15 protein-coding genes and 10 pseudogenes are annotated in these 26,337 nt (G+C 67.0%); 11 read left to right on the top strand and 14 right to left on the bottom strand.

What is annotated here, in order from left to right; all coding sequences use genetic code 11:
- Positions 1–37: 37 nt before the first annotated feature.
- Together OHT61_RS32615 and OHT61_RS31905 are read right to left on the bottom strand one after the other, a co-directional pair.
- Positions 38–163: pseudogene (locus tag OHT61_RS32615) on the bottom strand (transposase); the annotation flags it as partial.
- A gap of 50 nt (positions 164–213) precedes the next feature.
- On the bottom strand, positions 214–438 hold the full coding sequence (locus OHT61_RS31905; RefSeq protein WP_329042989.1) for a hypothetical protein: 225 nt from the start codon (positions 436–438) through the stop codon (positions 214–216).
- Positions 439–481: 43 nt separating this feature from the next.
- Between OHT61_RS31905 and OHT61_RS32620 the strand changes: the two are divergent.
- A pseudogene (locus OHT61_RS32620) lies at positions 482–676 on the top strand (IS256 family transposase); the annotation flags it as partial.
- 474 nt (positions 677–1,150) lie between these two features.
- Here the strand turns inward: OHT61_RS32620 and OHT61_RS31910 are convergent.
- The 3 pseudogenes from OHT61_RS31910 to OHT61_RS31915 all read right to left on the bottom strand — a co-directional run.
- Positions 1,151–2,385: pseudogene (locus tag OHT61_RS31910) on the bottom strand (RHS repeat-associated core domain-containing protein); the annotation flags it as partial.
- Positions 2,376–2,527, bottom strand: a pseudogene (locus tag OHT61_RS32625) (IS630 family transposase); the annotation flags it as partial. The pseudogenes OHT61_RS31910 and OHT61_RS32625, both read right to left, overlap by 10 nt.
- 52 nt (positions 2,528–2,579) lie before the next feature.
- Positions 2,580–3,062: pseudogene (locus OHT61_RS31915) on the bottom strand (IS110 family transposase); the annotation flags it as partial.
- A 1,297-nt stretch (positions 3,063–4,359) separates the two neighbouring features.
- Between OHT61_RS31915 and OHT61_RS31920 the strand changes: the two are divergent.
- On the top strand, positions 4,360–4,485 hold the full coding sequence (locus tag OHT61_RS31920) for a hypothetical protein (RefSeq protein WP_329042991.1): 126 nt from the start codon (positions 4,360–4,362) through the stop codon (positions 4,483–4,485).
- 851 nt (positions 4,486–5,336) lie between these two features.
- Here OHT61_RS31920 and OHT61_RS31925 read toward each other — a convergent pair.
- Positions 5,337–6,145, bottom strand: a protein-coding gene (locus tag OHT61_RS31925) for an IS5 family transposase (protein WP_329042992.1) whose coding sequence is annotated in 2 segments (ribosomal slippage) — positions 5,337–5,825 and positions 5,828–6,145 — 807 coding nt in all. Because the reading frame shifts where the segments join, the coding sequence is not laid out codon by codon here.
- Between the two features lie 1,909 nt (positions 6,146–8,054).
- Here OHT61_RS31925 and OHT61_RS31930 point away from each other — a divergent pair.
- Positions 8,055–8,646, top strand: a pseudogene (locus OHT61_RS31930) (O-methyltransferase).
- 28 nt (positions 8,647–8,674) lie between these two features.
- On the opposite strand, the pseudogene OHT61_RS31935 reads toward OHT61_RS31930, so the two are convergent.
- Both OHT61_RS31935 and OHT61_RS31940 read right to left on the bottom strand, forming a co-directional pair.
- A pseudogene (locus tag OHT61_RS31935) lies at positions 8,675–9,791 on the bottom strand (IS630 family transposase); the annotation flags it as partial.
- An 83-nt stretch (positions 9,792–9,874) separates the two neighbouring features.
- On the bottom strand, positions 9,875–11,665 hold the full coding sequence (locus tag OHT61_RS31940) for an SMI1/KNR4 family protein (RefSeq protein WP_329042993.1): 1,791 nt from the start codon (positions 11,663–11,665) through the stop codon (positions 9,875–9,877).
- Between OHT61_RS31940 and OHT61_RS31945 the strand changes: the two genes are divergently transcribed.
- Both OHT61_RS31945 and dnaE read left to right on the top strand, forming a co-directional pair.
- The gene (locus tag OHT61_RS31945) at positions 11,664–12,047 is read left to right on the top strand and encodes a hypothetical protein (RefSeq protein ID WP_329042994.1); all 384 of its coding nucleotides are present in this window, start codon (positions 11,664–11,666) and stop codon (positions 12,045–12,047) included. The genes OHT61_RS31940 and OHT61_RS31945 overlap by 2 nt on opposite strands.
- A gap of 517 nt (positions 12,048–12,564) precedes the next feature.
- Positions 12,565–15,877, top strand: a pseudogene (dnaE, locus tag OHT61_RS31950) (DNA polymerase III subunit alpha); the annotation flags it as partial.
- A 44-nt stretch (positions 15,878–15,921) separates the two neighbouring features.
- Here dnaE and OHT61_RS31955 read toward each other — a convergent pair.
- A pseudogene (locus tag OHT61_RS31955) lies at positions 15,922–16,053 on the bottom strand (IS21-like element helper ATPase IstB); the annotation flags it as partial.
- A gap of 630 nt (positions 16,054–16,683) precedes the next feature.
- Here OHT61_RS31955 and OHT61_RS31960 point away from each other — a divergent pair.
- Entirely contained in the window at positions 16,684–19,539 is a 2,856-nt protein-coding gene (locus tag OHT61_RS31960) for an AfsR/SARP family transcriptional regulator (RefSeq protein WP_329042995.1), read from the top strand.
- Between the two features lie 44 nt (positions 19,540–19,583).
- Here OHT61_RS31960 and OHT61_RS31965 read toward each other — a convergent pair whose 3' ends face one another.
- A complete protein-coding gene (locus OHT61_RS31965; RefSeq protein ID WP_329042996.1) occupies positions 19,584–19,895 on the bottom strand; it encodes a hypothetical protein in 312 nt (103 codons plus the stop codon).
- Between the two features lie 678 nt (positions 19,896–20,573).
- Between OHT61_RS31965 and OHT61_RS31975 the strand changes: the two genes are divergently transcribed.
- Positions 20,574–20,951, top strand: a complete 378-nt coding sequence (locus tag OHT61_RS31975) for a hypothetical protein (protein ID WP_329042998.1) — start codon at positions 20,574–20,576, stop codon at positions 20,949–20,951.
- A gap of 680 nt (positions 20,952–21,631) precedes the next feature.
- Here OHT61_RS31975 and OHT61_RS31980 read toward each other — a convergent pair.
- The 3 genes and pseudogenes from OHT61_RS31980 to OHT61_RS31990 form a co-directional block, all read right to left on the bottom strand.
- A pseudogene (locus OHT61_RS31980) lies at positions 21,632–21,828 on the bottom strand (IS256 family transposase); the annotation flags it as partial.
- Positions 21,829–22,015: 187 nt separating this feature from the next.
- Positions 22,016–22,384, bottom strand: coding sequence for a hypothetical protein (locus OHT61_RS31985; protein ID WP_329042999.1), 369 nt, complete (start codon positions 22,382–22,384; stop codon positions 22,016–22,018).
- Between the two features lie 185 nt (positions 22,385–22,569).
- A complete protein-coding gene (locus OHT61_RS31990; RefSeq protein WP_329043000.1) occupies positions 22,570–23,124 on the bottom strand; it encodes an ester cyclase in 555 nt (184 codons plus the stop codon).
- Between the two features lie 396 nt (positions 23,125–23,520).
- On the opposite strand from OHT61_RS31990, the gene OHT61_RS31995 reads away from it, so the two are divergent.
- Genes OHT61_RS31995 through OHT61_RS32005 form a run of 3 tightly spaced genes read left to right on the top strand, consistent with a single transcriptional unit; the run spans position 23,521 to position 24,456 of the window.
- The gene (locus OHT61_RS31995; RefSeq protein ID WP_329043001.1) at positions 23,521–23,715 is read left to right on the top strand and encodes a hypothetical protein; all 195 of its coding nucleotides are present in this window, start codon (positions 23,521–23,523) and stop codon (positions 23,713–23,715) included.
- Positions 23,716–23,761: 46 nt separating this feature from the next.
- Positions 23,762–24,109, top strand: a complete 348-nt coding sequence (locus OHT61_RS32000) for a hypothetical protein (protein ID WP_329043003.1) — start codon at positions 23,762–23,764, stop codon at positions 24,107–24,109.
- A 2-nt stretch (positions 24,110–24,111) separates the two neighbouring features.
- Positions 24,112–24,456 carry a DUF6233 domain-containing protein gene (locus tag OHT61_RS32005; protein ID WP_329043005.1) on the top strand — a complete coding sequence of 115 codons (345 nt, stop codon included), beginning with the start codon at positions 24,112–24,114 and terminating at the stop codon, positions 24,454–24,456.
- 152 nt (positions 24,457–24,608) lie between these two features.
- Here the strand turns inward: OHT61_RS32005 and OHT61_RS32010 are convergent, their stop codons facing one another.
- Positions 24,609–24,767 (bottom strand): hypothetical protein, encoded by a 159-nt coding sequence (locus tag OHT61_RS32010; protein WP_329043006.1) that lies wholly within the window; start codon positions 24,765–24,767, stop codon positions 24,609–24,611.
- Positions 24,768–25,396: 629 nt separating this feature from the next.
- Here OHT61_RS32010 and OHT61_RS32015 point away from each other — a divergent pair.
- Complete coding sequence (locus OHT61_RS32015; RefSeq protein ID WP_329043007.1) at positions 25,397–26,032, top strand: carbonic anhydrase; 636 nt, start codon at positions 25,397–25,399, stop codon at positions 26,030–26,032.
- Positions 26,033–26,337: the final 305 nt, after the last annotated feature.

The raw sequence follows: 26,337 nt of genomic DNA on the forward strand, positions 1-26,337 counted from the left end.
CACGCGGGTACAAACCGCTGGTGACGGCCTGGAAGTGCGCCAGCACATAGGACAAACCCCGTTCCTCCAGGCCATGGCGGAAGGGGGTGCTGACGCCGTAACCCGCATCCGCGACCACGACCGGGGCTTTCAGCCCCCACCCGGTCACGTTGTCCAGCAGCCCGACCACCGTCATCAACAACGTGATGGGCCACCGACTCTGTCGGTGGCCCATCACGAAGGATCGCGGTCAGGGTTGCCCGCCCTGCCTCTTTGAACAAAGAAGTAACCGACGAGGCAAATGCAAGCGATAAGCGCCAGCAAGGCCCATCCTCCAGAGTTTCCCGAAATGATCAGAAATGCTGAGAACAGCACTCCGACGACGGCGAAGAACGTGGCGAACTGCACATACCGCTTTACAGCAGCTCGCTGCTCCACCGACCATCCCACATGAGGCATGCTTTCTCCTTCCGAAAGTCGGGTCGGGATAGCGAAAACGCCCTCCGCGCGGATCCAGCGGGCGGTCCGCCTGCGGCCACTTCCTCCTCGAGCAGGCCACCCTGAAGTGCGTCTGCATGGCGATCATGCCCCTGGACCCCGTCGGCACGGGCCAGGCACTCTGACCATGCGCTGAAAAACCACACTGAACGCCTTTGACGTCACTTTCGATGGCCGACCCTCCGCAGCCCGACAGTAACTCTCAACAACCCGAGCTACACCGGCGTATTTGACAGACCCCCCACACGGGCGGACCGGAGCGCCATGGAAATCGTCAGCACTGTGCCGTGACTTTGCCGTCGCCACGACCCCTACCGGGCCTATTTTCTCCGGCGACGTGTGAGAACGAAGATAACAGCGATAAGGAAAAATAAGATTATGAGAGCTATTCCCCAGACCGGAAGCCCAGCAGTGGAGGGAGGCATTAGCGCGGAAAGAGTCATGACTTAGTCCTCTTGAATATGAAAAAGAGTCCACCAATGAAGATCGCGGCTCCGATGATTATGGGGAGCGCTGGGCGGGAGTTTCCGTCGCCCGCATCTTGTATATCCAGGAAGAGTAAAGAGGCGCCGCAGCATAATGCTAAGAATGCTGATCCGACTCTTACGGCTTGACGCATTGATAACTCCTGCCCTATGGGGGCGGGAAAGGGATCCCGCCCCCATTCTGTCGATTAGCTGTACGCGGCTGTAGTCGCCCCGGCGGCAGCCCCAGCCACGACCGAGCATCCGGTCAGTCTCGCGCCCACCGAGACCCCCAGAGTCGCAAAGGACCCGGCGGCAGCGCCCGCCATGCAAAGGCTCTCCACGCCAATTCCGGCAAGGATGCCCATCTTGGTCGCGTTGGCGCCCTCTGTGTCACCCGTCAGCGTGTCGTAGGTGAGGCTCGCCCAGTCCCCAATGCCGGTGACATCCCCGAAGCTGAGCAAACCGTTGGGGTCGATGCGATTGACGGGGTCGCCTTCGGCGTAGAGGTATGGGTTCTCTTCCTGGCCGGAGGGATCGGGGCTGGTGAAGCGGCCGATGTTGGGGTCGTAGTAGCGGGCGGCGAAGTGGTAGAGGCCGGTGGGATCCTGGTAGCCGCCGGCGAACCGGTAGGGCTGGGGCACCGTCTCGCTGGTGGTGCTTCGGGTGACGCCTCGGGGGCTGTAGTCGTAGCTGTTGGCCTTCGCGCCGGTCTCGTCGGCCATGGCGACCACCGAACCGAGTGCGTCGGTCAGGTAGTAGTAGCTTTTCCCCCGCGGGTCATGGAGTTCAGAGTGCCCCCCGGTTCACGGTTGAATCCTGTGTCCACTCCGGCGGTCGACGTGCCGGCCAGGCCGATCGGGCCGTTGTGGAAGAACGTGTCACCGAGCTTGATCCGCTCGGACTGGTCCGTGGAGCCGTACTGCCCGGCGTATGTCTTCCCGGCGACGGTGACCGAGGTCATCTGGGAGTAGTCGGACCATTTCTCGCCGGTCCTGGTGCCCTCGGGGGTCGAGGCGCCGGCGGTTTCGTTGCCGATCTTGTCGTAGGACCAGTTCGCCGTCGAGCCGTTCTTCGCGGTGACCTGCTGGGCGTCGTTGATCGTGTACGTGGTGCCGCGCGGGCAGCCGGGGTCGACGCCCTGGGAGGTGAGGTTGCCGGCCAAGTCGTAGCAGTACTGCCACGAGCTGTTCAGCGTGGTGCCCTTCTCCTCCTTGGCGTAGGAGAAGCGGCCTGCGCTGTCGTAGCTGTAGGAGGTCTTGAAGCCGCTCACCGCGTCGGTGCTGGTGCGGATCTTGCGGCCGTCCTTGGTCCCGTTGAGGTAGGAGTACGCGAGGTCGACCATGGTGCCCTTGGGTGAGGTGGCCTTGATCTTCTCGGGGCGGCCTGACTTGTCCGGGGTGACCGTCTGGACGGTGCTGCCCGGGTAGAGGGTCTTTTCACGGAAGCGCGGACGCTCACCCGCAGGCCCTGGCGATCACCGAGCTCGCCTCGCCCTGGGCGAACCTCTCGGCCGCCTTGAGCCGTAACTCCTCGCGAAACTGCTGACGTTCGGCAGTCAGCCCGCCCCCTTGTGGATACCGCATACCCCGGTGATACCGCAGGAGCGAGGACCAGTCAGCCCCTACGACCCCACGAGTTCAACCTCAGTAGCAGGCCGCGTATCCGGTTGGAGGTGCGGGTGGCTTCTGCGGCGAGGTCGTGGTCGAAGCCGGTCAGGACGGTGAGCTTGGCAGTGATCTCATCGGTGACTTCGAGCGAGCGCAGGGTGCGGGAAGCGTCCGCGATCACCGCCGCGTCCTTGGCGTCGGTCTTCGCCTCACCGGGATACAGGTCGGCGATCCGGCGCATCGCGAGCCCTGACAGGTAGGCGACCTTGCAGCCGGTGTCCCGGGCGACGGCCAGGGGCAGGGCGCCGACGGAGGCGGGCTGGTCCACGACCACCAAAACGGTGCCGAACTTCGCGGCCAGCTTCCCCAAGACGGCCCGCAACTTCGGCTCGCTGTTGGGCAGCTGCTTGTCGAAGACCATCTTTCCGGCCGGAGTCAGCCCGTGTCCGTGATGGGCGCTTTTGCCGACGTCCAGACCCAGGAAGACGCCCACCTCGGTGGTGTCGAACATCGTTGCTCTCCCTCTCCCCGAAGGATGTTCAGGGTGCCGGCCTCGGCCCGGGTGTCGTGCTCGCGCATCCACGTTATGACGACCTGCTGCCCGCGAACTGTCCGGCATTGCGCCGGACCGGATGGTGGCCGGACCTCTGATCAGCGTCTCCGACGAACACCCCCGGGCCCGGTGACACCACCCCCCAGGCCATGCGTTCGACAGAGGGACACAGCCATGCCGCGCCCGGAGGCCAGCGGCTCCGTTGCGGAACCGCGGAAAACATAACGAGGGCTGCCGCACGATCGGGTGACATCTTAACTGGCCATATAGCTGGCTTGAAAGACACTTCTAGCCAGTTCGGAGAGTCCGGCAACATCCTCTTTCAATGCGGCGAGGGGCTTCCCTTGCCGGGACGCACACCGGTGGTGGATTGTCAGGAGACCACGGACCGGACGCTTTACCGACTTCTGATTGGGGACCGATGAAGAGTGCTCGTTTGGTGATCGCCCGGCTTGCTGCCGTGTTCGCAGGCGCCAGCCTGTTCGTTATCGCTTCCACCCTCCCGGTTCAGGCAGCGAGCTACTGGCGAATGTCCGTTTTTGCGAACTACGTCGGCGTCGGGGCGGACCGACACTGGGTTGAGGTCTGCGACAAGGAGGCGGACGGGGTCGGAGTATCCGGCACCTTCTACTTCAGTAGCGGATCTCCGGTCAAGGTCGGTGACGGAAACGGATCAGCTGCCGGGTGTGGAAACCGAACCTTCTCCGGCACTGTAGTCGGCGTTGAAGCGTGCTGGAACGGGGCGGATATCGTTTGCGACTACAGGTCGGTGCCCTCCTAGCACTGGTCGTGCCCGCGGAACGGGTCACCATAGCGGTGGTGCACTGTTTCGCGAGCGAATGCCGACAACAGGCCGACCTGGGTCAGCTCTCTACCCTGCCAGGTCCAGAATTCTCATTCCTGTGCAAACTCGTCGGCACCGTTATTGCAGCAGCAGTACCTGCATCGAACGAATCACATGCACGATGCAGTCAGTCATTCTCTGCGCGCAGGGTTGTAGCGGCGCGCACTCCCGCAACCATGTGTCGCTCGTATCCGAATGAAAGTGACGGTAAAACTTATGCGCAGAAGCCGGATGGCCTCCTACGGTGCTGCTGCACTGACAGTCATTGGAGCCCTGCTGTTCTCGGCTCCGGCCGCGTCCGCGGCTGGAGTATCCGTGACGGCAACCACGGCCCCTTCGTGTATAGGCCGGTATGTCACCGAGACCCCCGCCGGCTTCGATGTCCTGCTCTCGAACAACTGCGGAAAAACTATGAGCGTGAAGGTTCTGGTGGACTACGCCGGCGACAGCAACTGCTACGTGATGTCGGCCGGGACGCAGAAGCTGTACATATACGAGGGCGTCCTCGGCCAGTACGACAAGACCGTTCTCTGCTGAACTGCATCGCACCACAGGAATCCGCTGGTGCCCTCGTAACAGCGGCGACGGAGCCTCGATGAGTAGGCTGAATCGCCCGAGGATTCTGGGGCCTTGCTGAGTGCTGTGGGGGTTGAGGTTGATTTGGGTGCTGATCTACGGTGCCGGCCTTGACCGCGCCGTCGTGGCCACCTCCTTCGTCTCGGCCGCGCTAATGGGGCTTCTGCGAGTTGGCCACCGAACGGGTGGCGGCTGCGAAGCGCGCAGTGAACGGGACTCCCGTGCTGTTGACCGAGATATCTGTCTCAACGACGACTCGGGGGTCCCGTTGTTCATCTATTCTGCCGCACTCGACCTGCCGTAGAGCTCGTAACGCGAGCATGGTGAGACGCGGTCTACCCTTTTTGGGGTGTCGTCCCTCGCTGTTATTGCTTCTTCGCACTCATCGGCGCCCCCCGCCGTCGCCTACGCGGCGCTCCTGGATGCAGAATCCTGGCCGTTGTGGTCCGCCTACGCCGACGTCGAGTGGGATGTACCTGCCGGAGTCGACCGGCCGGCACGCGTGGATGACCAGCGCACCATCCGTTCCCTTACTGGGCGTGTGTGCTACCGCGAGCGCGTCGTCGAGATGGTTTCCCGACCAGCGGTTCAGCTACGAACAGGCCGCAGGACTGTTCACCTCTCATCGAGGGTCTGTGGACCTGGCCCGAGCCCTCCATGGCGGCACCGACATCACCTGGTCAGCGACCTACCGACACACCCTCCCTCTCCTGGACATGCTCAGGAGGCGGCGTCTGCAGGTTTGGGTCCAGGATCTTGCGTCATACGCCAACTCGATCGTGATCCGTAACTCCTAGAACTGCAGCGCCAATTCATGATCCGAACTTCTTCAGACGTCTCCAGCAGATGAGGCTGCAGCCCAACGAGACCACGGCGTCGTGGAGTTCGATGCGTTGTTCCCATCGGACGGCGAGACGTTTGAACTGGTGGAGCAGGGCGAACGTCTGCTCGACGACGTAGCGGAGCTTGCCCAGGCCCTCCATGTTCGGGGCACCCTTGAGGGAGATGACCGGCAGGATCCTGCGGCGCCGCAGTTCCAGGCGTACGGCCTTCGAGTCGTATGCCTTGTCGCCCAGGACAGCCTCGGGGCGCCGTCGCGGTCGGCCGGGCCGGTCAGCGACGGGCGGGATGCCGTCGACCAGATTGAGGGTCTGGGTGATGTCGTTGACGTTCGCCGCGGTGGTGATGACTTTGAGCGAGGTGCCGCGTCCGTCGCAGATCAGGTGGTGTTTGCTGCCCGTCTTCCGCCGGTCGACCGGCGACGGACCGGTGCCGGCGCCCCCTTTTTCGCGCGGATGTGGGAACCGTCCACGCAAGCCCGCGACCAGTCGAGCTCGCCGGCCGCGTTCAGCTCCCCGAGCAGGACCCGGTGCAGCCGGTCGAAAACCCCCGCCTTCTGCCACCGGTCCAGGCGGCGCCAGCACGTCTGTCCCGAGCCGAACCCAAGCTCCATGGGCAGGAGTTGCCGCGCTATGTCGTTGTAGAGGACGAACAGGATGCCCTGGAGACAGAGCCGGTCCGACACCGGCCGAGGCCCCGGTGACCGCTCCGGCCACGGAGGCAACAACGGCTCGATCAGCGCCCACAACTCATCGTCCACGACCCACGGTCGAGTACTCACGCCATCACGAACGGTCGAATCTTCACACTGATCACGGTCAGCCAGCACGTTTCACCAAGATTGTGTTACGAGCTCTTTGTGTGCCTTGTCGGCGGTTTGTGGTATTTCACCGCAGCGGGGCTGCTGTTGATCCGCGATAGTGGAAGCCTGATCGCGGTCTTCTTCGGTCTCGCGGGTGTACTCCTCGTCCTCGGGGTCCTGCGCATGGTGTTCGGTAGTCCCGCAGGTCCTCGTACTGCTGTCAGCGGGGCCTGGACGGCTCTGCTGACTGTGCTGTTTCCGCTCGGTGTATGGCTTACACCGACTGTGACTTCGGGCAGCGCCATCGAGTTCTCTCAGCTGGCAACACGGCAGGGACTACCGCTCCAGGGCGTGATGGGAGCAGTACCGCCCCTCGTAATCCTGGCCATCGCCAAGCGACACACCACCACCTGACCCTCGCACTGGCAGGCGCCGCTATGCGTGGGCCCCCCGGTTGAGTGAACTGGGTGTGGGCGGCACCAATGAGTTGAGCCGGAGCCACGACTCGTGAGCAATCCAGGTGAGTAGACCCTTGGGGTCGTGGTGAGTTTCCGGCCGGCGACTCACCACGGCAGGTCAGGGGCGGGTGCGGCTCCTCACCACGTCGATGCCGCGGCACCCTGCGTCACTGGAAGCTTTTCTTGTCGAACCCTCATTACGGCGCACACCCGGTCGACGCGACATGACCCGGACGGCGGCGGCACGAAGGGCATCCGCTGCGCGGATGCCCGGGGCGGGAGCTCGGTCACTGGTACCAGACACCAGCCTCCCGCCTCCGGCACCCTGGCACACGGGGGAGCGCCGGCACTCAGCGGGCCCGAACCGCGGACACGCCTGGTCCTCGAGTTCCTGCCGCCCGGAGCGCGGCACGGTCGCCAGAGGCTCTGGCGCCGGTAGTGGCACCCAGGGCAGTAGCCACTCTGGTGAGTGGGTGGCGCGGGTGCCCGACACGGGAGTACGACCGACGCTATGACTGACAAGTGTCGAGGGCCGACCTGTGCCCAACCGCGGGTCAGACATCAGTTTTCGCGTGGTGAGTGCTCGGACTTCCCCTCTTGCCCTGGCTGCCTTGCTCTGGGGGGCTGGTGTTGGGCGTGGTCTCGGGGAAGCGAGGGCGCTGCGCCGGCCTTCTTCTCCGACCCGTCGCGGAGATGTGGACCGGCGACCAGGCTGTGACCTGACGGTAGGCCTCCGCACTCCGGCTGCGAGGCTGGCGGCTACGCCTCGTGCTCGTCCCGGTCGAGTTCGGCGGCGTGCAGGGTGTGGGCCTCGGTGACGGCCCGCGTCCATGTCCACTCGTTCCCAGGTCGTCCTCGTGAAGCTGCGCCGGGCGGGGGACCAGAATGGGCTTTCGCCGCTACATCCCATAGGCCGGCGCGACCGAGGCACTGCGCGCCCCCAAGGAGGGCCCGCCGTGACGAGACGCAACGGGAGCACTGCTTCACTACGTGGCGGGCCGATCCGCGTCGTAGTCGTCACGGCCGGGTTCGGCGGTGTACTTCGCCCGGGCGTCGGTGACGGCCTGCTCCCAGATCCACGCGCAGTCCCCCTTGCGTCCGGGCCGGCCGCGCGGCCAGGACCCGCTCGTAGCCTCTGGCCCGGCGTAGCTCGCCGAGGGCGATCTCGACGGCCTTTAGCGCGCTCCTGGGACATCGCACGCCCACCACGGGCCCTTCCGATGCTCCGCACCGCTCTTAACGGCACCATCATCGAAACCGGCACCGGCTCCTACCGCCTCGCCAGCACCCGAGCATGCACCGAAGAGCCGTGCAAGGCCGGCTGAACCCTGGTGCTTTGTCCGGGAAGGTTCGCCGGGTGTGGGCAGGCGAAACTCCGTACGGACGTCTCTGCCGGCGGATTGCGTCATGCCCAGGATGAAGGGGGTTTCGTGATCATGGCAGAGCGTGCGGTTCCGTCTCGCGTGGTGGCCGCGGAGCGTGTCGCCTCCGAGGCGGCTTTCAAGAAGAGTTGCATCCCTGAGGTGGGCAGGTTGCTCAGGCTGGCCGCTGCTGCGAAACCGCACGGAATCATTGCGGAGAGCGGCGCCGGCTCGGGCGTGGGTACCGCCTGGCTGCACGGTGGGCTCGGCGGTGGTGGCCGCCTGGTCACCGTGGAGCGTGACGAGGAGCTTGCGCGTCGAGCGGCTGGTGTCTTCGCGGACGACGACCGCGTCAGCGTCCTCACGGGTGACTGGCGGCTGCTTGCTGCTGCTTGAGCAGCACGCCCCCGCACGCCCCCTTCGATGTTTTCTTCTGCGACGGCGGAGGCAAGCGTGACGACCCCGAGAAGGTCGTCGAGCTGCTGGCTCGCGGTGGCTTTCTCGTCCTGGACGACTTCACCCTGTCGCCTCGTTGGCCTCCTCGTTGGAGGGCGAAGTGGATGAGCTCCGTCTGTTCTACCTCACTCATCCGGCCCTGGACGCCACTGAACTGCTCACAACGCCCGCCAGTTCAGCGTTTGTTGCGGCACGCCGCCTCTAGCGAGGAAGGCGTGGAGCGTTCTTGATCGCGCCGCGAGGGCTGGTCTGCCGCCCCAGCGGATGCCCTTCTCGCTGCGGATGCGGGCGCGTTCCTCGCGTCGTGCGGCGAGGACGTCGGGGTGGCGGGCGTTGGCGTTGCGCCAGCGCAGGTAGCGGTGCAGGGCCCGGGTCTGCGCGGGATGGCTGCGGTGGTTCGAATTCGCCAGGGTGAACTGCCGCAGCGGGCCGAAGTGCGCCTCGATCGGGTTGGCCCGGGACGCATAGGTCGGGGTGAAGCACAGCTCACTCTTGTTCTTCTTCGCCCAGCGGCGGATGTCCGTGCCGGTGTGGGCGGAGAGGTTGTCCAGAATGATGTAGATCGGTGCGTCGTCAGGCCGGGCGGCGCGGATCGCTTTCAGCGCGGCCAGCGTGTTGGCGGCGCCGTTTGCGTCGACGGTTGACGCCCCACAACCGGTCGTCGCCGACGGCGTAGCAGCCGTGGAAGTAGGTCAGGCCGTGGGTGCGGTGGTAGGTCGCCGGCAGACGGTCGGGCTTGCCCTGCTTCGCCCAGCAGGACCCTGCGGTGGGCCGGATCCCCAGGGGCCCGAACTCATCGAAGGCGAAGATACGGTCCGGGAAGTGCTCCAGGACGTGCTCGCTGCGGTCGAGCTTGGCGTCGCGCTCAAGGTCGGGCGACTCCTTTCAGGTCTTGGTGCGCTGGAAGGTGATGCCGCGGCGCTGGAGCAGGCACCGTGAGGCTTCACGGCCGATGCGGATGACGCGTCCGTGAACGCGGCGCAGGTAGGCGCCGGGTTCGCGGAGCGACCAGCGGGTGAAGTGCTGGCCGAGCTTAACGGGTCGGGTGGTGGCCGTCTGAACGACGAAGTCCTCGTCGTCACAGGTGAGTAGGCGGGACGGTCTCCTGCCCATCGAGGGTCCAGACAGGCCAGGCCGATCTCGTTGGACCGGTGGATCACGTCCCGCACCGTGTCCTCGTCGGCCTGGACCAGCTGGGCGATCATCGGGACACGGTTGCCGCCGGCGGACGCGAGCAGCATCATCGCCCGCCGATAGCGCACCGAACTTGTACTCCCCCCGGCGCACGCTCTGCTGCAGCTTCCGCCCCTCCTGGTCGGTCAGTCTGCGCGCCCGCACAGGCTCAGCCAGCACACCTCCAGCAGTCGGAACGGACGTCACCGCCCATCCAACCGCTCCAATCGCCAACCCCGGCGACCTTCCCGGTCAGAGCACTAATCGGCCAGGTCCGCCGCCAGCTCGTCGCGCCAGTGCACGGACATGCGCAGGCTCAGGATCGTCTCCGCCGCCGCGGGCGGGGGGAGCAGCAGGAACCGGCGCAGGGCCCCGGCCGCCGCGTCCCGTCCGTGCCACGCCGCGAGGTCGGTTTCGGTGACGGGCGCCGGGTCCTGCTGGTGGCGGGCCGAGTCGAGCAGTCCGCGGACGGCCCGGGTCTCCGCCCGGATGGTCCGCATCCGCAGATCGAGGGCCTCGTCGGCCGGGAGGTCCACCAGCGCGCCCCTGCCGGTCTGCTCCAGCGCCCGGGCGATCTCCGGGTAGCCGTCGATGCCGGTCTCCGACGCCAGCCGGGCGAGCTGCGCGGCCACCGCGGAGCGCAACCGCTCCGGCGGGGTCCGCTCCGCGAGGGCGCCGAGGTCGAAGTCGCGTACGACGGTGACCGGGTGCCGCGCCTCCGGCACCTCGTCGAGGACCGGCAGCAGCAGCGCGCTTGCCAGCGGCGCCGCTGCGTCGTCCGCCGGGTCCCAGCTGATGCCGTGCTCCGCCGTCAGGCCTGCCAGCAGCCGCGCGTAGGCGGCCGTCGAGCCGGGCCAGGGATCAACGCCGATCCGCTGCCACTGCTGTCCGCCGCGTCCGAGCGCGGGCTGCCCGTCGGGGCCGGTCACGTAGTCCTCGCGCGGCGATTCGACCCGGTGGCCTGCCTCAGTCCGCTCCGTGCCGTCCTCCACGACGCTCACGCGCACCTCGGGTCCCTGCTTCGTCAGCCGCACCACCCGGGTTCCGCTGGACAGCCGTCCCAGCACCTCGAGACGGCCGAACTGGGCGTCACCGCCCTCCTGCGTGGCGTACGACCACCCATCGCCGCAGGACCCGGCCCGGACCATCGGGCGGTGCGCGGCCCAGGGCGCGCCGGCGGACAGCTGTGCCTGTTCCCGGCTGCGCGGCCTGGCGGTCGCGGGCACGGAGCCCAGCCGGTCCAGGAGCTCCCCGGGGTCGATGCCCGCCACGAACACGACGTCCGGCTGCACGGGCGGTGCGGGTTCGGGTCCGAAGAATCCGCCGCTCCCGAGGGTGAAGACGCCGTATACCCCGTCGGGCTGCGGGGCGGGCGGGGCCGGCTCGGCTGCGGGGACCTGCGGCTCGGGGGACGCGGCGGCCAGGCTCAGGGCGGAGGCCGGGTCGGTGACGACCGTCCCGTCCCCGTCCCAGATCAGCCGGCCCTCGTGGGCCAGGGGTATCCGCCCGTCGAAGGACAGGCCGTTCTCCAGGGCCGTGGCGAGGTCGGAGAGGACGTGTTGCAGTCCCGACCACGGGGTGAAGGACGAGCCCGTCTCGTCGAAGTACCGGCCGACCCGCCCGTGGTTGGGGCCGGGGCGGGTGGCCAGGAAGAGTCCGTCGGAGGACTGCCAGCCGACGCCCAGGGTGATCAGCAGCCGTTCGTGCGGCCAGTAGGCGTGCTCGTCGCGCTCCTCCTCGTCGAGGTCGTCCTCCTCGGCAGCGTCCTCCCCGACCTCACGCAGGAATTCGGCGCTCCAGACGATCGCCTCGACTGAGGATGGTGGTCCGTAGTAGTCGAGCGTGAGCGTTCCGTCCTGGAGCTCCACACCGTCGTGCCGCAGCAGCGACTCCCTCAGGTCGGGCGGGAAGGCCACCCCCAGCCGAAGTTCGGCCGCCTCTATGGCAGCTGGTCGGGCCGGCGGCCGCAGCAGCCCGTGGGTGAGGGGGGCGTGCCGCGCGAGCCAGCTCTCGATGCGGTCCCAGGACTCTTCGACGGTGAACGTGATCATGCCCGGCACCCTAGGCACGCGCACTGACACCCGGACGGCCTGGGCTGTCCGTAGTCCCCTCAAAGGTGTCCCCGTCCGCGACATCGCGAAGAAGCTGACCATCGAGGTCGGCAAGAACACCCTCGCGTCCCGCCCCACGATCCGCCACCACTCCAGATCACCCCCGGCATCACCGCCCGCGACCCGATGCAGCCGCCGCGGCCAGATCCTCTCCCGCTCCCAGTGCAGGGCCTGCTCCCACCACCGGGCCACCACCGCCTGCGCCAACGCGAACACCCTCTCCGGCTCGGCCCCCGTCCGCACCGCCCGCCGCGCCACCCCCACCCACCGCCGCTGCGCCGCGACCACCTCCGGCAGACGCCGCACGTCCAGATGCTCGTGAGGCTGGTCGGCATCCGCATCAAGGAGCCACCGCCCGTGCCGGACAGACACACGGGCCCACCGCGGGGCGTACAGCACCGCCCGCCCAGCCGCTCCCGTACGCCGGGCCGTGCACAGACGACAGCCGAACGCCACCGGCCCGGCAACCGCACCACCGATCCGCCACGCCGCCACCGGCTCCCCGGCATCCCCGGCCGGCAGCCTGGCATCCTCCCGCCCCCAGGACGGCAACGCCCGCCCCAGCACACCCTCCTCCACGCCGCACAGGCCTGCCAGAAGCTGCCGCCCCGCCGTGTTCAACAACACCTCGGCGTCTGCCCGCGCACCCCCTCCGTCGTGCCGAGGCTGGTGGCTGCGCCACTTCCAGCAGGACCGCAACACCTCGGCATGATCGGCCAGGCGTCGACGGGCCGGGGGTTCTCGGATCTGGCCCTGTCGGGGCTGGAGTTGGGGCATGGCGGGCTGGCCTCGGAGTTCGAGACGTTCTGCGACCGCTGGGAGTGGGGTGTGCGGGCCCTGACGCAGAAGGGGGATCCAAGGACGTCTCGGGCGGGGGCCGTTTTACCCACATGACAATGTGGGCGCAGAACGTGCAGGGCCTGCGGAACCTGTTCTACCTCTCGACCGAGGCCAGCTACACGGGACAGTTCCCAGCCGGCAAGCCCCGTATGGACATGGAGCTGATCTCTGAGCACTCCGAGGGGATCATCGGCACGACCGGATGCCCCTCGGTTGGGTGTCATCCAGACCCGGCTGAGGCTGAACCAGTACGACGAAGCCCGAGAGGTAGCGGCCGCCTACCAGGACATCCTGGGCAAGGAAAACTACTACCTCGAACTGATGGATCATGGCCTGGATCTGGAGCGCAATGTCCGCGGGGACCTGCTGCGGCTGGCAAAGGACCTGAGCATTCCGCTGCTCGCCACAAACGATGCTCACTACGTCCTCGAGGAGCACGCGGACGCGCACGACAACCTGCTGTGCATCGGCGTCGGCAAAGACAAGAACGATCCTGGGCGCTTCCGGTTCAACGGCACCGGCTACTACCTCAAAACGGCCGCCGGGATGCGGGAACTCTTCTCGGAGCTCCCTGAAGCATGTGACAACACCCTCCTGATCGCCGAGCGCATCGAATCCTACGAGCAGGTGTTCGCTCCTGAGGACGAAATGCCGCAGTACCCGGATGTCCCGGTGGGGGAGACGCAGGAGTCGTGGCTGCGCCGGGAGTGCATCAAGGGCCTGGAGATGCGCTACGGCTCGCCGATCGCGGATCCGGTCATGGAGCGCTTCGAGACCGAGATGACGGTCATCGGCCCGATGGGCTTCTCCTCGTACTTCCTCGTCGTCGCCGACATCTGTCAGTATGCCCGGAACCAGAGGATTCCCGTCGGGCCGGGCCGTGGCTCGGCGACCGGATCGATCGTGGCATACGCGACCCGCATCACTGAACTGTGCCCGCTCGAGCACGGCCTGCTCTTCGAGCGGTTCCTGAACCCTGAGCGCATCAACCCGCCGGACGTCGACCTCGACTTCGACGACCGCCACCGCGACCGCATGGTGCGCTACGTCGTCGAGAAGTACGGCGACGAGTTCACCGCCATGGTGAACACCTTCGGAAAGCTCAAGGCCAAAAACGCGATCAAGGACACCTCGCGTCTCCTCGGGTACCCGTACTCCCACGGCGAGCGGATCACCAAGGCCCTGCCGGCCGACGTGATGGGCAAGTCCATCCCCCTGCCCGGCATTTTCGACAAGGACCACCCCCGCTACGGAGAGGCCGGAGAGATCCGGGCCCTGTACGACAACGAACCGGACGTGCGTAAGGTCATCGACGGAGCGATGGGCGTCGAGGGCCTGATCCGTAACACCGGTGTCCACGCTGCCGCGGTGATCCTTTCCAAGACCAGGCTGACCGACCGCATCCCGCTGCACATGCGGGCCAAGGACGGCGTCAAGATCACCGGCTTCGACTACCCGTCCTGCGAGGACATGGGCCTGGTCAAGATGGACTTCCTGGGACTGCGGAACCTGGGAGTCATCGACCACGCCATCCAGAACATCCGCGAGAACCGCGGCGTCCGCATCACCACGGACACCGTCCCCCAAGACGGCGACGAGGCAATTCCCCTGGACGACTCCGTCACCTTCCAGCTCCTGGCCCGCGGCGATACCTTCGGCGTGTTCCAGCTCGACGGCGGCGGCATGCGCACGCTCCTCAAGGCCATGGAGCCCTCCCGATTCGAAGACATCGCCGCAGCACTCGCCCTGTACCGGCCCGGGCCCATGGCGGCCAACGCGCTCATGAACTACGCACACCGCAAGACAGGCCGGCAGGAGATCGCCCCGATCCACCCCGAGCTGGAAGGCGCCCTGAAACCCATCCTCGGCAACACCTTCCACCTCCTGGTCTACCAGGAGCAGATCATGGCGATCGCCCGGCAGCTCGCCGGGTACACCCTGGGAGGCGCCGACCTACTGCGACGCGCCATGGGCAAGAAGAAGCCCGAGGTCCTGGCCGCCGAATGGGAAAAATTCCACGCCGGCATGAGGGCCAACGGCTACTCCGAAGAAGCCATCAAGGCCCTGTGGGACGTCATGCTCCCCTTCTCCGGGTACGCGTTCAACAAATCCCACACCGCCGGATACGGGCTCGTCTCCTACTGGACCGCGTACCTCAAAGCCAACTACCCGGCCGAGTACATGGCCGCCCTCCTCACCTCCGTGGGCGACGACAAGGACAAGGCCGGCATCTACCTGGCCGACGCCCGCAAGCTCGGCGTACAGGTACTCCAACCGGACATCAATGAGTCCGTGGCGAACTTCACCGCCATCGGCGACGACGTCCGCTTCGGCCTCCGCTCGATCCGCAACGTCGGCGACAACGTCATCGAGTCCCTCGTTAGCACCCGCAAGACCAAGGGAAAATACGCCTCCTTCTCCGACTTCCTCGACAAGGCTGAGATCAGTGCGCTCAACAAAAGGGCCGTCGAGTCACTGATCAAAGCCGGGGCCTTCGACTCCCTCCAGCACTCCCGCAAAGGCCTCTCGGCGGTCCACGAAGACGCCATCGACTCCGTCATCCCGGTGAAGAAGCAGGCAGCCATCGGACAGGACGACCTGTTCGGAGACCTCGCAGCCCAAGACCCGGACGCGACCGCACTCGGCCTCGCCTTCCCCATCGACGATTCCGAATGGCCAAGAAAGCAACTCCTCGCCACCGAAAGAGCGATGCTCGGCATGTATGTCTCCGCGCACCCGCTGGACGGCACGGAACACATCCTCTCCCGCAACCGGGACACCACGATCAGCGAGCTCCTCGGATCCGGCCGCAGCGAAGGAATGGTGCAGCTCGCAGGACTGATCACGGGCGTCACATTGAAGATGACCAAACAAGGCAACGCCTGGGCCATCATCAACCTCGCCGACCGCGACGGCGAGATGGAAGTGCTGTTCTTCCCCGCCTCCTACACGCTGGTGCAGCCCGCCCTCATCCCCGACAGCATCGTGTCCGTGACCGGCCGACTGAACGACCGGGACGGAACGATCAGCATCTTCGGGCAGGAACTCCAGGTACTGGACGTATCGTCCGCAGAGAACGGCGGCCGCCCACCGGTACAACTCCAACTACGGTCCCACCAGGTCAATGAGCACAACGTCAAGGAACTCCAGCGGATCCTCGGCGCGCACCGGGGCACCAGCCCCGTACGCCTCCAGGTGCGCGGCCTGGAAAAGACAACGGTGTACGCACTCGGCTACGAGGTCGACCCGACATCCGTGGCCTCGGATGTGAAAGGCACCCTGGGCCCCGACGTCTGGGTTGGTGTCCTATGACCGGTGCCACAGCAAACGGCCCGCACAGTTCGACAACGTGCCAGCCTGATCGCCCGACCGGCGATCTCGTTGAACTCGTCACGGATCGACGGAAGCCGCAGCGGCAGGCGGCAGGCGCTGTCGATCGCGGCGTTGGCGGCCTGCTCAGTCAAGCCTCGTTGGCGGGGCAGGGGCACTGGGCTTCTCCCTCATGGTGACCGCCGCCGCTGGTGCGGCGACGTAGCAGTTGGTCGTAGGGGTCACCGACGGCAGCGGCCAGGTGTCCGCCTGGGCGGCCTTGCGAGCCTCCAATGCGACGGCATCGGCGGTCAGAGCGCCGGCCAGCAGGGCGGTGGCCAGCCTCGCGACGGTGTGCTCGTGGGCAGCTGCTGACGTTTTACGAGGCGCTTGAGGAGGTCGTCTTGCCGGACGTGGGAAACGGCTCCTGCATCCACTCAGGCGACGACGTCCTGCGCCGGCTCGCGGAGGAAGGCCCGGCCTGCGTCCCGGAAGCGGACGACCCTCACGGGATCGTGATCGCTTCGAATGGGGGAGGCATCCTCTATGTTGCTGACCCGAGTGGTGCGATCCACCGGTCTCGGACCGCGTCTATCGATGATGTAGACCTTGAGAAGGTCGCCGACGACCTGCCGCAGCTCACCGCGCCCGCGGGGATGGTCCCCGCGACGCCAGGGAAGGCAAGCCCTCGGCGGGGAGCCCTGGGTTCTGAAGGGGTTGTAGCCCCGTCCTGGCCTGATTGTGGATTGGCCGGACGTCCGGGAGAGATAAGGCTTGTGAGTAGGCGATTAGGAGGAAGCGGGGATGTTGTGACGATCGAGTTCGGCATGCTGGGGGAGGTCCAGGCGCGCGTGGGCGCGACGGTCGTGGATCTCGGGCCGGCTCGCCAGCGCTGGGTGCTGGCAGCGCTGTTGGTGGACGTCAATAGTGCGGTGCCTGTGCACAGCCTCGTCAGCCGGGTGTGGGGCGTCCAGCCGCCATCGGCGGCCAAGTCGACGTTGTACAGCTATCTGTCCCGGCTGCGGCAGGCTCTCGGCGCCGTGGCGGAGGCATCGGCTTCCGGCGCCGGCATCGAACGGCGTCCAGGCGGATACGTGATACTCACTGATCCGGACCGGGTAGACCTCCACCGATTCCGCGCCCTGGTACGCCAGGCGAGGGCCGGTGAGGACGAGCGTTCGACAGCCCAGTTTGAGCAGGCATTGCAGTTGTGGCGTGGCGAACCCTTCGCCACGCTGGACACGCCATGGTGCAACTCCATACGGGAATCGTTGCTGGAGGAGCGGCACGCCTGTCTGCTGGACCGGAACGACGTGCTGCTGCGCCACGGTGAGCATGCGGCTCTGCTGTCCGAGCTGGCCTCCTGTTTCGACGGTCACGCTCTGGACGAGCGCCTGGCTGCCCAGTACATGCTCGCGCTCTATCGGAGTGGCCGGCCTGCGGACGCCTTGCGTTGCTTCGACCGCATTCGCTGCGCCCTTGCCGACGAGCTGGGCACCAACCCGAGTCCCGAGTTGATGCGCAGGCACCAGCAGGTCCTCACGAATGACCCGGCGATCGCCACTCCGGCCGACGCTTTAGCCTCGTCTCCGGCAGCCGATGATGTTCTCGTCTCTGGCGTCGGCTCGTCACGCGACCGCATCGTGCCGCGCCAGCTGCCTTCCTCGGGGCTGTTCGTCGGGCGCGGCGCTGAAATGGCTGAGCTGGACAAGGTGCTGGGAGAGGTGGGTCGGTCCGGTGGGCCTGCGGTGGTGTGTGCCATCAGCGGCAGCGGCGGCGTGGGTAAGACCTCGTTGGCGGTGCACTGGGCCCGCCAGGCCATGGACCGGTTTCCTGACGGTCAGCTCTATGTGGACCTCCATGGATTCACCCCCTCTGGAGAACCTTTGGCGCCTGCCAGCGTGGTACGGGGGTTCCTGGACGCGCTTGGTGTCGAGTCCGGCTCGATTCCGGCGGACCAGCAGTCCTTGGGCGGGCTGTATCGCACCCTTGTCGCGGACCGCCGCATGCTGGTCGTCCTCGATAATGCGAGAGATGTTGACCAGGTTAAGGCCCTGGTGCCGGGCGGAGCCGGTTGTATGGTGCTGGTTACTAGTCGCCGTCGGCTGACCGGGCTCGCTGTTACCCACGGTGCGCACCTTCTGCCCCTGGACGTGCTCACGCCTGGTGAGTCGAGGGAGCTGCTCGGCCGTCACCTGGGAGAAGGGCGCATGGCCGCCGCCGATCCTGCGGCCGTCACTGCGGTACTGGATCACTGTGCGGGTCTGCCGCTGGCGGTCAGCGTCGCAGGAGCCCGCGCCGCCGCCGGTAACGGTCCGGCGCTCGCCGCGTTAGCCGAGGAACTCCAGGACCAATCTGCGCGGCTGGATGCCCTGGACGCGGGCGATCTATCGAGTAACGTCCGCGCGGTGTGCCACGTGTCGTACCGGAGCCTGACCGAGCGCGCCGCGAAGGCCTTCCGGCTTCTGGGTGCTGCAGGGCCAGCCCCAGACATCGGCTTGGCGGCCGTCGCCGCGTTGCTGGGCCAGCCACTGTCTGTGGTCGGGGTGACGCTGCGGGAACTGGAGACGGTCCATCTGGTGCAGCAGCCGACACCCGGCCGGTACGGCGTGCACGATCTGATCCGTCTGTACGCCGCTGAGATGGCCGTGGAGGAACAGACACAGGAGTCGTGCGAACGTGCGCTGCGGCGTCTGATGGACTTCTACCTGCACACCGGGTACGCCTGCGACCTGATCCTCAGTCCGTTCGAGCACCACGTCCTGAAACTTGAACCGGCGCTGGACGGCGTCACGGTTGAACCTCCAGCCGATCAAATGGCCGTCATGTCCTGGTTCCGCATCGAGCACGCCGGTCTGGTCGCGGCGCAGCGGGCGGCCAGCCTCCGCGGGTGGGATCGCCTGGCCTGGCAGATGGCTCGGGTCGTGGACGGCTTCTTGTGGCGGCAGGGGCGGCTCCACGACCACCTGGCTCTGTGGCACACGGGACTCGCTGCAGCCGAGCGTCTGGGGGAGGGCACTGCCCGTGCTTGGGCTCACCGCCGACTGGCCCACGCTTCCGCTCGCGCTGGTCGCCACGATCGCGCGGTTCACCACGCGGATCTGGCCCTGGCCGCGGCGGAGGAGGCTGCGGACACCGCCGAGCAGGCGCGTATTCACGATGTCATCGCCTGGTCGTGGGCCAGGCAGGGCGATGACCAAAAGGCCCTGGGCCATGTCCAGCACACTTTGCGGCTCCAGCGCCAGAGCGGTGACCCGTTGGCGCAGGCGAACGCACTTAACGCTGTCGGCTGGTACGAGGCCCGTCTGGGCGACTACGGCAGGGCCCTCACCCATTGCGAGGAGGGACTGGAGATCCACCGCCGTCACGGCTTCCGTGACGGCGAGGCGTGCACTCTGGACAGTCTCGGCTTCATCGCGCACGCCGCAGGCCGGCACGAAGAAGCTCTTGCCCACTACGAGCATGCCCGGGTCCTCTTTCACGACCTCGGCAACTTCTACGAGGAAGCGAACACCCTTGCCAACCTCGGCGACGTCCACATGGTGCTCCGCCAGCCCGGCCATGCCCGGGACCAGTGGCGCCAGGCGGCCGACCTCTTCCGCGTACAGCACCGCGCTGAGGAGGCCGGCCGCATGGATGACAAGTCAGCCGCAGTGACCGACTGATGGCAACCCGGCCAAACGCGGTCGATGCCGGCCGGGCGCCCAGATCACACCACCCAACCGCCATAGCCGGTGAATCCGCCCTTGCCCGCGCAGTAGGCGTACGACTGCGACCCGTTGGCGTACTTGCTCGTCCCGAAGACGATCTCGCCGTTGTTGCACTCGGCCCAGGCGTAGAACTTCGTACTCGGGGCGCCAGAGCACTGCGCCGCGTAGGTGTTGCTGTCGGACCAAGACTTGCGGCAGCTGGCGGCTGCCGCCCCGGACTCGCGGGCCGGCGCTGCTTGGGCGGCCGGGACCGCTCCGAGGACGGCTGCTGCCGCGAGGACGCTGCCCGCGATGGTGTGACGAAGACGCATAGTGACTCCCAAGTGACGGAGGCTCGTTCGTCGGGTTCCGGATGTGTCCGGCCCGTCACGTGCCACCTTGCATGGGTCGGTTTGAAGAAACCTTGGACGAATCTTGGCGCGGCCGCGCGCCCCGCGGAATCTACAGCCACACGCAATCCCCACCACAGCTGTCACGCACTGAGCCTTTTCAATGTGGCCACCGATCGGATGACGGGGCTGTAAGCGGGGACGGGGCCGCGACGCACGAGGCTCCCGTACCGTTGAGGGAGCAGCGGCGGTCACCCAGGAGGGTGACCGCCGCTGCAAGCTCTCACCGCACCAATGGGCTGTCGTCGCACTCGAGTACCTGCATCGTCACGACAGTCTCGCCCCACATCGCCGTGGCCTGCGGGATGGCTGCGGCCAGCATGGGACAGCCTCTTGCTCGAGAAGCGCGCCGCAGCTGTGTACCAATCTGGTGCCGATGCCACGATGGCCGAGGTGACGCGGGTGTCCACACGGGATGATCACACCTGCTTGGCTACTGAGTGCACTTCGGGGGACCTCTTGTACCGCTTCACCCGCCGCACTGGCAGTGCTCTGACTGCCGTCGCACTGATTACCGGCACGGCATCCGCCTGTTCTGACTCGCCTCCGGCGTCCAAGGCTTCGCAGCCCGAGAAGGCGGCGAGCTCCACCGCGGCTCCCATGGCGCAGCCGCCCTCCTGGTCCAGCAGGGAGCAGCTGAACGAGGAGGCCCGCTCCTTGCTCAACATGGCAGAGCGCCTGGAGTCGGGCGATAAGGGTTTGGTCTCGGCGGGAACCCTCGCAGTGCCCGGGCAAAACCTGGACGAGACCATCGAGTCCGGCACGGCCCTGCGGGTGGAGGTGGCGTGCGCAGGGGAGGGCTCGGTCACCTTCACGGTCTCCTCAGGCGCCGCCAGGACAGCTGAGCGCGTGGACTGCACGCAGCCGATGACGAACGGGTTCGACTTCACTACGGCCGAGCCGAGCCTCGCGATCCAGGCGGACTCACCCGCGGAAGACAAGGTAGGCACCGCATACATGGTGAGCCACGTTTCCTGAATCGATCAGGCTGACGGCCCTGGATTCGGATTCGGAGCACGTCCCGCAATCCGCAGGGCGGTTGTCCTGACCTGCGTGTTCTCCGGGCCGCGTCACCGGCGCCCCGACCAGACCCGAGATCGTGGTGAAGACTCCGCCGCTGCCGGACGAGGTTCTCGCGCCGCTACTGACAGCCTGCCTGATGCGTCCATGGAGGTGTCGGAGTTCACCGTGCTGGTGACCGAGCCCGGGACCGGGGGACAGAGAGCTCTGCAGGCAGTCGGAGCGGTGACCGGACTGAGCCTCTGGCGGAGCAAGCTTCTTCTGGGCAGCACTCCTGCGGCGGTTTTGGAGAAGGCCCCGCTCGACACGGCTGTCGTCGCAGCCCGTCGGCTGCAGGAGTCTGGCGTGCCCGCAGCCGTTCGCTGCACCTGGTGTGACAGAACATTGCCCTGCGACGAGACGCCGCTCGACCCAGGCCCCTGCGTATCCCGTTACTGGCCGACCCCCCATTGCCAGGCGAAGTCCCTGACCAGCTGTGATTGCGAGTTCTGCAGCACCTATGGGCCCACTGGCCTCACCCTCCGAGCCGCTTCGACGCATTGACTCGTGACGCAGCGGAACGATCTGCCGCGGACGCTCGTGGCGCTGTGACGGCCCTCCGCCCTCCGGGCGGAGGGCCGTCGAGTTGGGGCTGCGGCGGTCGGCCGGCCTTCCAAGGTGGACTCCAGGAGCCGCTTGGTCAGCTGCTGCTGCAGCTCGCCCTCGCCCGTCGGCTGCAAGCCCTCGGCCTGGGCGCGGCCGACCAACTCGTCGATGAGCTGGTCGTCCACCCCCTTCGCCGGCTGCGGCTCAGCGACCTTGACGGACCGGCCGCGGTCACGTTATCGCTGGTCATCGATGCATCTTCCTTGATCGGGAGTTACACCGTTCGTCTTGCAGTCCCCTTCGAGGTCACGGCGCCCGTCCGGCCGCGCACGTGGTGATGCCCGGCGGGCCGATATGTCCCCAACAGGACAGTCGGGATGTCAGTCAGCCGAGGGGGCCAGACCCCGCCCGCAGCGTCACCACGAACATCATCACTGTCAGCCGAGCAGCCCGGCCTCGCTGAAGGTCTTCACCAGGTGCTGGTGGTCGGCGACGCGGGTGAGCTGGAGCAGCTCGGTCTCGGCGGTCATGTAGGGCCGGTGGCCCGGCTTGATGTGGAAGGCGTCTCCCGTGGTGAGGAACTCCTCGGTTCCGTCCGTGTATGCGACGCGGACCTCTCCGCGGAACAGATAGCCCCAGTGCTCGACGGGGCAGGCGCGGTCGGGGAACGCCGTGAGGAGGTCGTCCATGCTGTATCCGGCGGTGCAGGTCTCGAAGGCGAAGTGCATGTCGCCCAACTCCGACCACTTGCCCACGTAGCCCGGGGTTTCGACGGTGATGGCTTCATCGTTCTTGTTGGCGTGCATCTCTCTGCTTTCGGTGTAGGGGTGAACTTCTCGTGGTGGGGTGTGGTTGGGAAGAGGTTGCCTCGCGTGCCGTCGTGGCTGCGGGTACACGCTTGGAACCTCTGTGAGTACGGCGCTGTGCTACGGGACGCTGTTCCGTCCTCGACAGGTCGGCCCGGACCGCCCGGACGATGTGACGGGAACGTCTACACCTGGGCGGCGGCCTCGGCGGCTTGCGCAGTCACGCGCTCCGCGGCGCGCTTGGCCTGCCCGGTCAGCCGCCACCCGACCATGCGGAACATGCCGGTCGGCTCTGCTGGAAACACGCCGAGTTGCCCGAGCATCGTGACGTCGTCGCGGACCGCTTCATGCGAGATCACCTTTCCGTCGCGGAGCCCGAGTACGTGCATCTGCTCGAAGTCGATCTCGCGCCCGGTGGGCGCCACGGCCCGGTCGAGTGCGCCGTCACGGAACCGGACGAAGGGTCCCGAGTGTTTGCCCTGCATGCGAAGCCGTACCCAGACCCGATCGTCTTCGTGGCAATCCCGGTGATAGGGAAACGCAGCTCGCTGAAGGCGGTGCGCATCCAGACCCCCCGATGCCAGCACGCCGGCCGGCCCGGGGATCGAGCAGGCCCTTGGCGATACGGCGGCCTCGCGGTTGCGGAAGTCCGCGTGCACCACATCCGCCGCCAGGGCCCGGTCACCCGTCTCAAGGATGCGGACGAGGCCGCGACCCAGCTCCGAAGCATCCTTTCCCACTATGGCCAAGCCCTTCGTCGGCGATCGGCGCTGCGGCTTCGACTGGGCACAGCGCGGCCCAGATGCCGCCGGCCCGCGCAGCACGTTCAGGTAACACCTTACCTAATGAATTCATGGTATCAGCATCGAATTATGTCGCCCAAGCGCCCTTATATGTGCCCGCTGCGTGGGCAGGGCGCAGCCCGCACCCGTGAGCTCATCCGTCGCAAAGCGACGTCGCTGTTCGCCGACCGCGACTACGGGCGGCCGTTGCCGACATCGCCTCCGCCTTCGGGGGTGCACCCAAGACGTGTTCGCCAGTGTCGGGAGCAAGGGCGACATCCTGGTGATGGCGGGGGAGGGGAGGTGATGCGCAGGTCAGTGCGGTGGTGGGTGGTCGGGATCAGCCTGATGAACATGGAGTCCCCGAAGGTGATGCCGCTGGCGTCCGATGCTGTCGTGCTGGGTGAGCGCCATATCGATCTCCGCTTCCAGCGGCACGATCGAGATCGCGTCGAATTCCCCGGTGGGGTGATCACGGCCGCTCGCGCAGGGTTTGAGCGGTGGGAGGCATCGGATGTCATCCGGCAACTGTCGCCCGCCGGGTGGTGAGGCAGTCCGGTGGCACCCGAAATTCGAACAAACGTAGCATTGGAGCGTGCCCGTCTACACCTTCCCCCAGGACCTCCTCGACCTCCAGGCAGCTCTCGTTGAGGTGCAGAAAGAGCATGATCTGTTCGCTCAGATTCTGTCGTGGTCGGCTGAGCCGATGCCGGGGTGGAAGGCTGATAAGCAGCTCCACAGCGACCACGAGCCGGAGAAGCCCGACAGCCCCGGCTACACGCCCGAGCAGGCCGAGCGCCTTGCCGCGTACCGTGCGCGCATCCTGGACCTGACCACGCAGGTGATCACACACCCCTACTGGACGACACTTTCGGGTCCGGACCGGGTGGAAGCCCGTACCGCCCTCAAGCACGTCCACGACACGGCCGGCCCCGCGGCATAGCCATGCCTGACGGCACGCCACGACCCGGCGACATCAGCGACCTGGAGAAGAACCGGGCGCTCCTGGAATGGCTGCGCTGGCAGGTCGGGCTGACCGAGCGCCGCGTCCGGGAACTGGAGATCCAGGAAGCACAGGAGCAGGAACGTCGGGAGCGGGCACGAGCGGAGATGTCCTTCAAGATCCAGCCCCAGCGCTCCTCCTCAGCAGCGCTGCTCCATCGTGGAGGCTGTGCCACCTACCCGGACCAGATAGGGCTGATCTCCCGCGAGGACGCCACGGTTGCCCTGGCCGATCCGGACATCGAGCCGTGCCAGGTCTGCCGACCGCAGACCGGACTGCCGGGCTGAGCGAGCACACGAATTGCGCCGGATGCCTCATGCTCAGGGCCACTACGCGCCGAGGGCCTGACCGACGGCGACGCCCGTCCCCGGGAGACATTCGGGGACGGGCGCCACCGTATGAACGTCTTCGGCCGGCGGGAGGGCGAACAAGCGGGGACCTACGGTGCGGGTGTGTGGGTGCCGGTGCTGTCGCCGCAGTCCTCCGCGACCCCGAGCAGGGCCTGGCGCTCGTTCTTGTCGACGGCGAGGTCCCAGCGCAGCTTCGTCGCGACCCAGGTCGCGGCGTAGGTGCAGTGGTAGGCCCCGCCGCTGGGCACTCCACGGCGTCTGCTCGGAGTCGAACACCTCGGCCAGCGGAACGAAGTGGTCCACATCGAGCCTGACCGCGTCCGTCACCACCAGGTTGTCGTACGCGCTGCGCCACGACCCGCCGGTCAGTTTGCAGCCGGCTGCGACGACGGGTGCGTCCATTGCCTCCGCGAGGATGACTTCCCGGCAGGGTGTCGCAGCCGTCGGTGGCGTTCTGTCCGCGGTTCCAGTGCTTGTACAGGGTGCGCTGGTAGCCCTCACGGTGCTCCTTGGCGACGGGGAACCGTCGATCGCATCGAACAGCGGCAACGCGATCGAGGCACCGCGCGCGCCGGAGGGAGACTGGGTCGGGGCGTAGGAGGTGAAGGACAGCTCGTCCACCGGCGTGGGCGCCATCACGGCGCCGGCTGGGCCGGTTGTGGCGAGCAGGGGCAGGACGGCGAGGGCGAGCGCGGGCAGGCCGCGCCGCAGCAGGGAGATCATCACGGGACGTGGTGTAGCAGTCTCATCCTGCCGGGCGAAGGGCTGATGTCCCGTCACCCGATCGCGTGCAGGGTTGACCTGATGAAACGCCACACCGCGCTGGCCACAACGTCCCTAGCGTGCTGACGGGGGGTTGGATCTTTATGCTTCCGCTATGCCGAGAACGTCGCCTGCTATGGCCTTCGAGTCCCTCCTGTCCGGCAACGAGCGCTTCGTGTCGGGGGTGCCGGGGCATCCCAACCAGGATGCCGCCCGGCGTGCGGAGCTTGCTCCTCCTGGGCAGGACCCTTTTGCCGTCGTGCTGGGGTGCTCCGATTCGCGGCTGGCCGCCGAGATCATTTTCGATCAAGGGCTCGGGGACCTCTTCGTCGTCCGTACGGCCGGGCACGTTCTGGGCGCGGAGGTGCTGGGAAGCGTGGAGTACGCCACCAGTGTGCTCGGCGCCCGTCTGGTCGTCGTCCTCGGCCACGACTCGTGCGGCGCCGTCGCGGCCGCCCGCGCAGCCGTGGAGGACGGCCTCTCCGTCCGCGGCTTCGTCCGCGATGTCGTCGAACGCGTCACGCCGAGCATCCTCGCAGCCCGTGCGGCCGGACTGGACTCCCAGAGCGACGTGGACGAGCACATCCGCCACACGGTCGACCTGATGCTCGAGCGCTCACGCACGCTGTCGGAACAGGTCGAAGCAGGCGAAGTGGCCGTCGTCGGACTCGGATACCAGCTCGCCGAAGGCAGCGCACGGCTTGTCACGTCACGCGGTGACATCAAGGTAAGGGAGAAGGCAGGCACATGACCCCGTACCTTCTCCCGTACCGAACCGGCGGTCCGCGACACCGCGAAGCCGTCCCGGCGGGTGAGCCGGCGCTGTTTGCCCTCCCTGTGGCGAACACCGACTGCGGCCTGCGAGCCGACGCTTTCCTGCTCGCCGCCAGGGACGCGATCGGCACATCCCCTGCGCTCGTCCACCGGTTCCCGCCGTGCGTCGGGCCGAGTCGACGAGCCCCGCAGGACTGACCGTGCAATGTGCGTTACCTGTTGCCCCTGTCCTGCAGGTCGCCGGGGGCCTGGGTTGCGAACGTCAGCCTCTCCTCGGCGCTC

This window comes from Streptomyces sp. NBC_00178 (assembly GCF_036206005.1).
GTDB lineage: Bacteria > Actinomycetota > Actinomycetes > Streptomycetales > Streptomycetaceae > Streptomyces.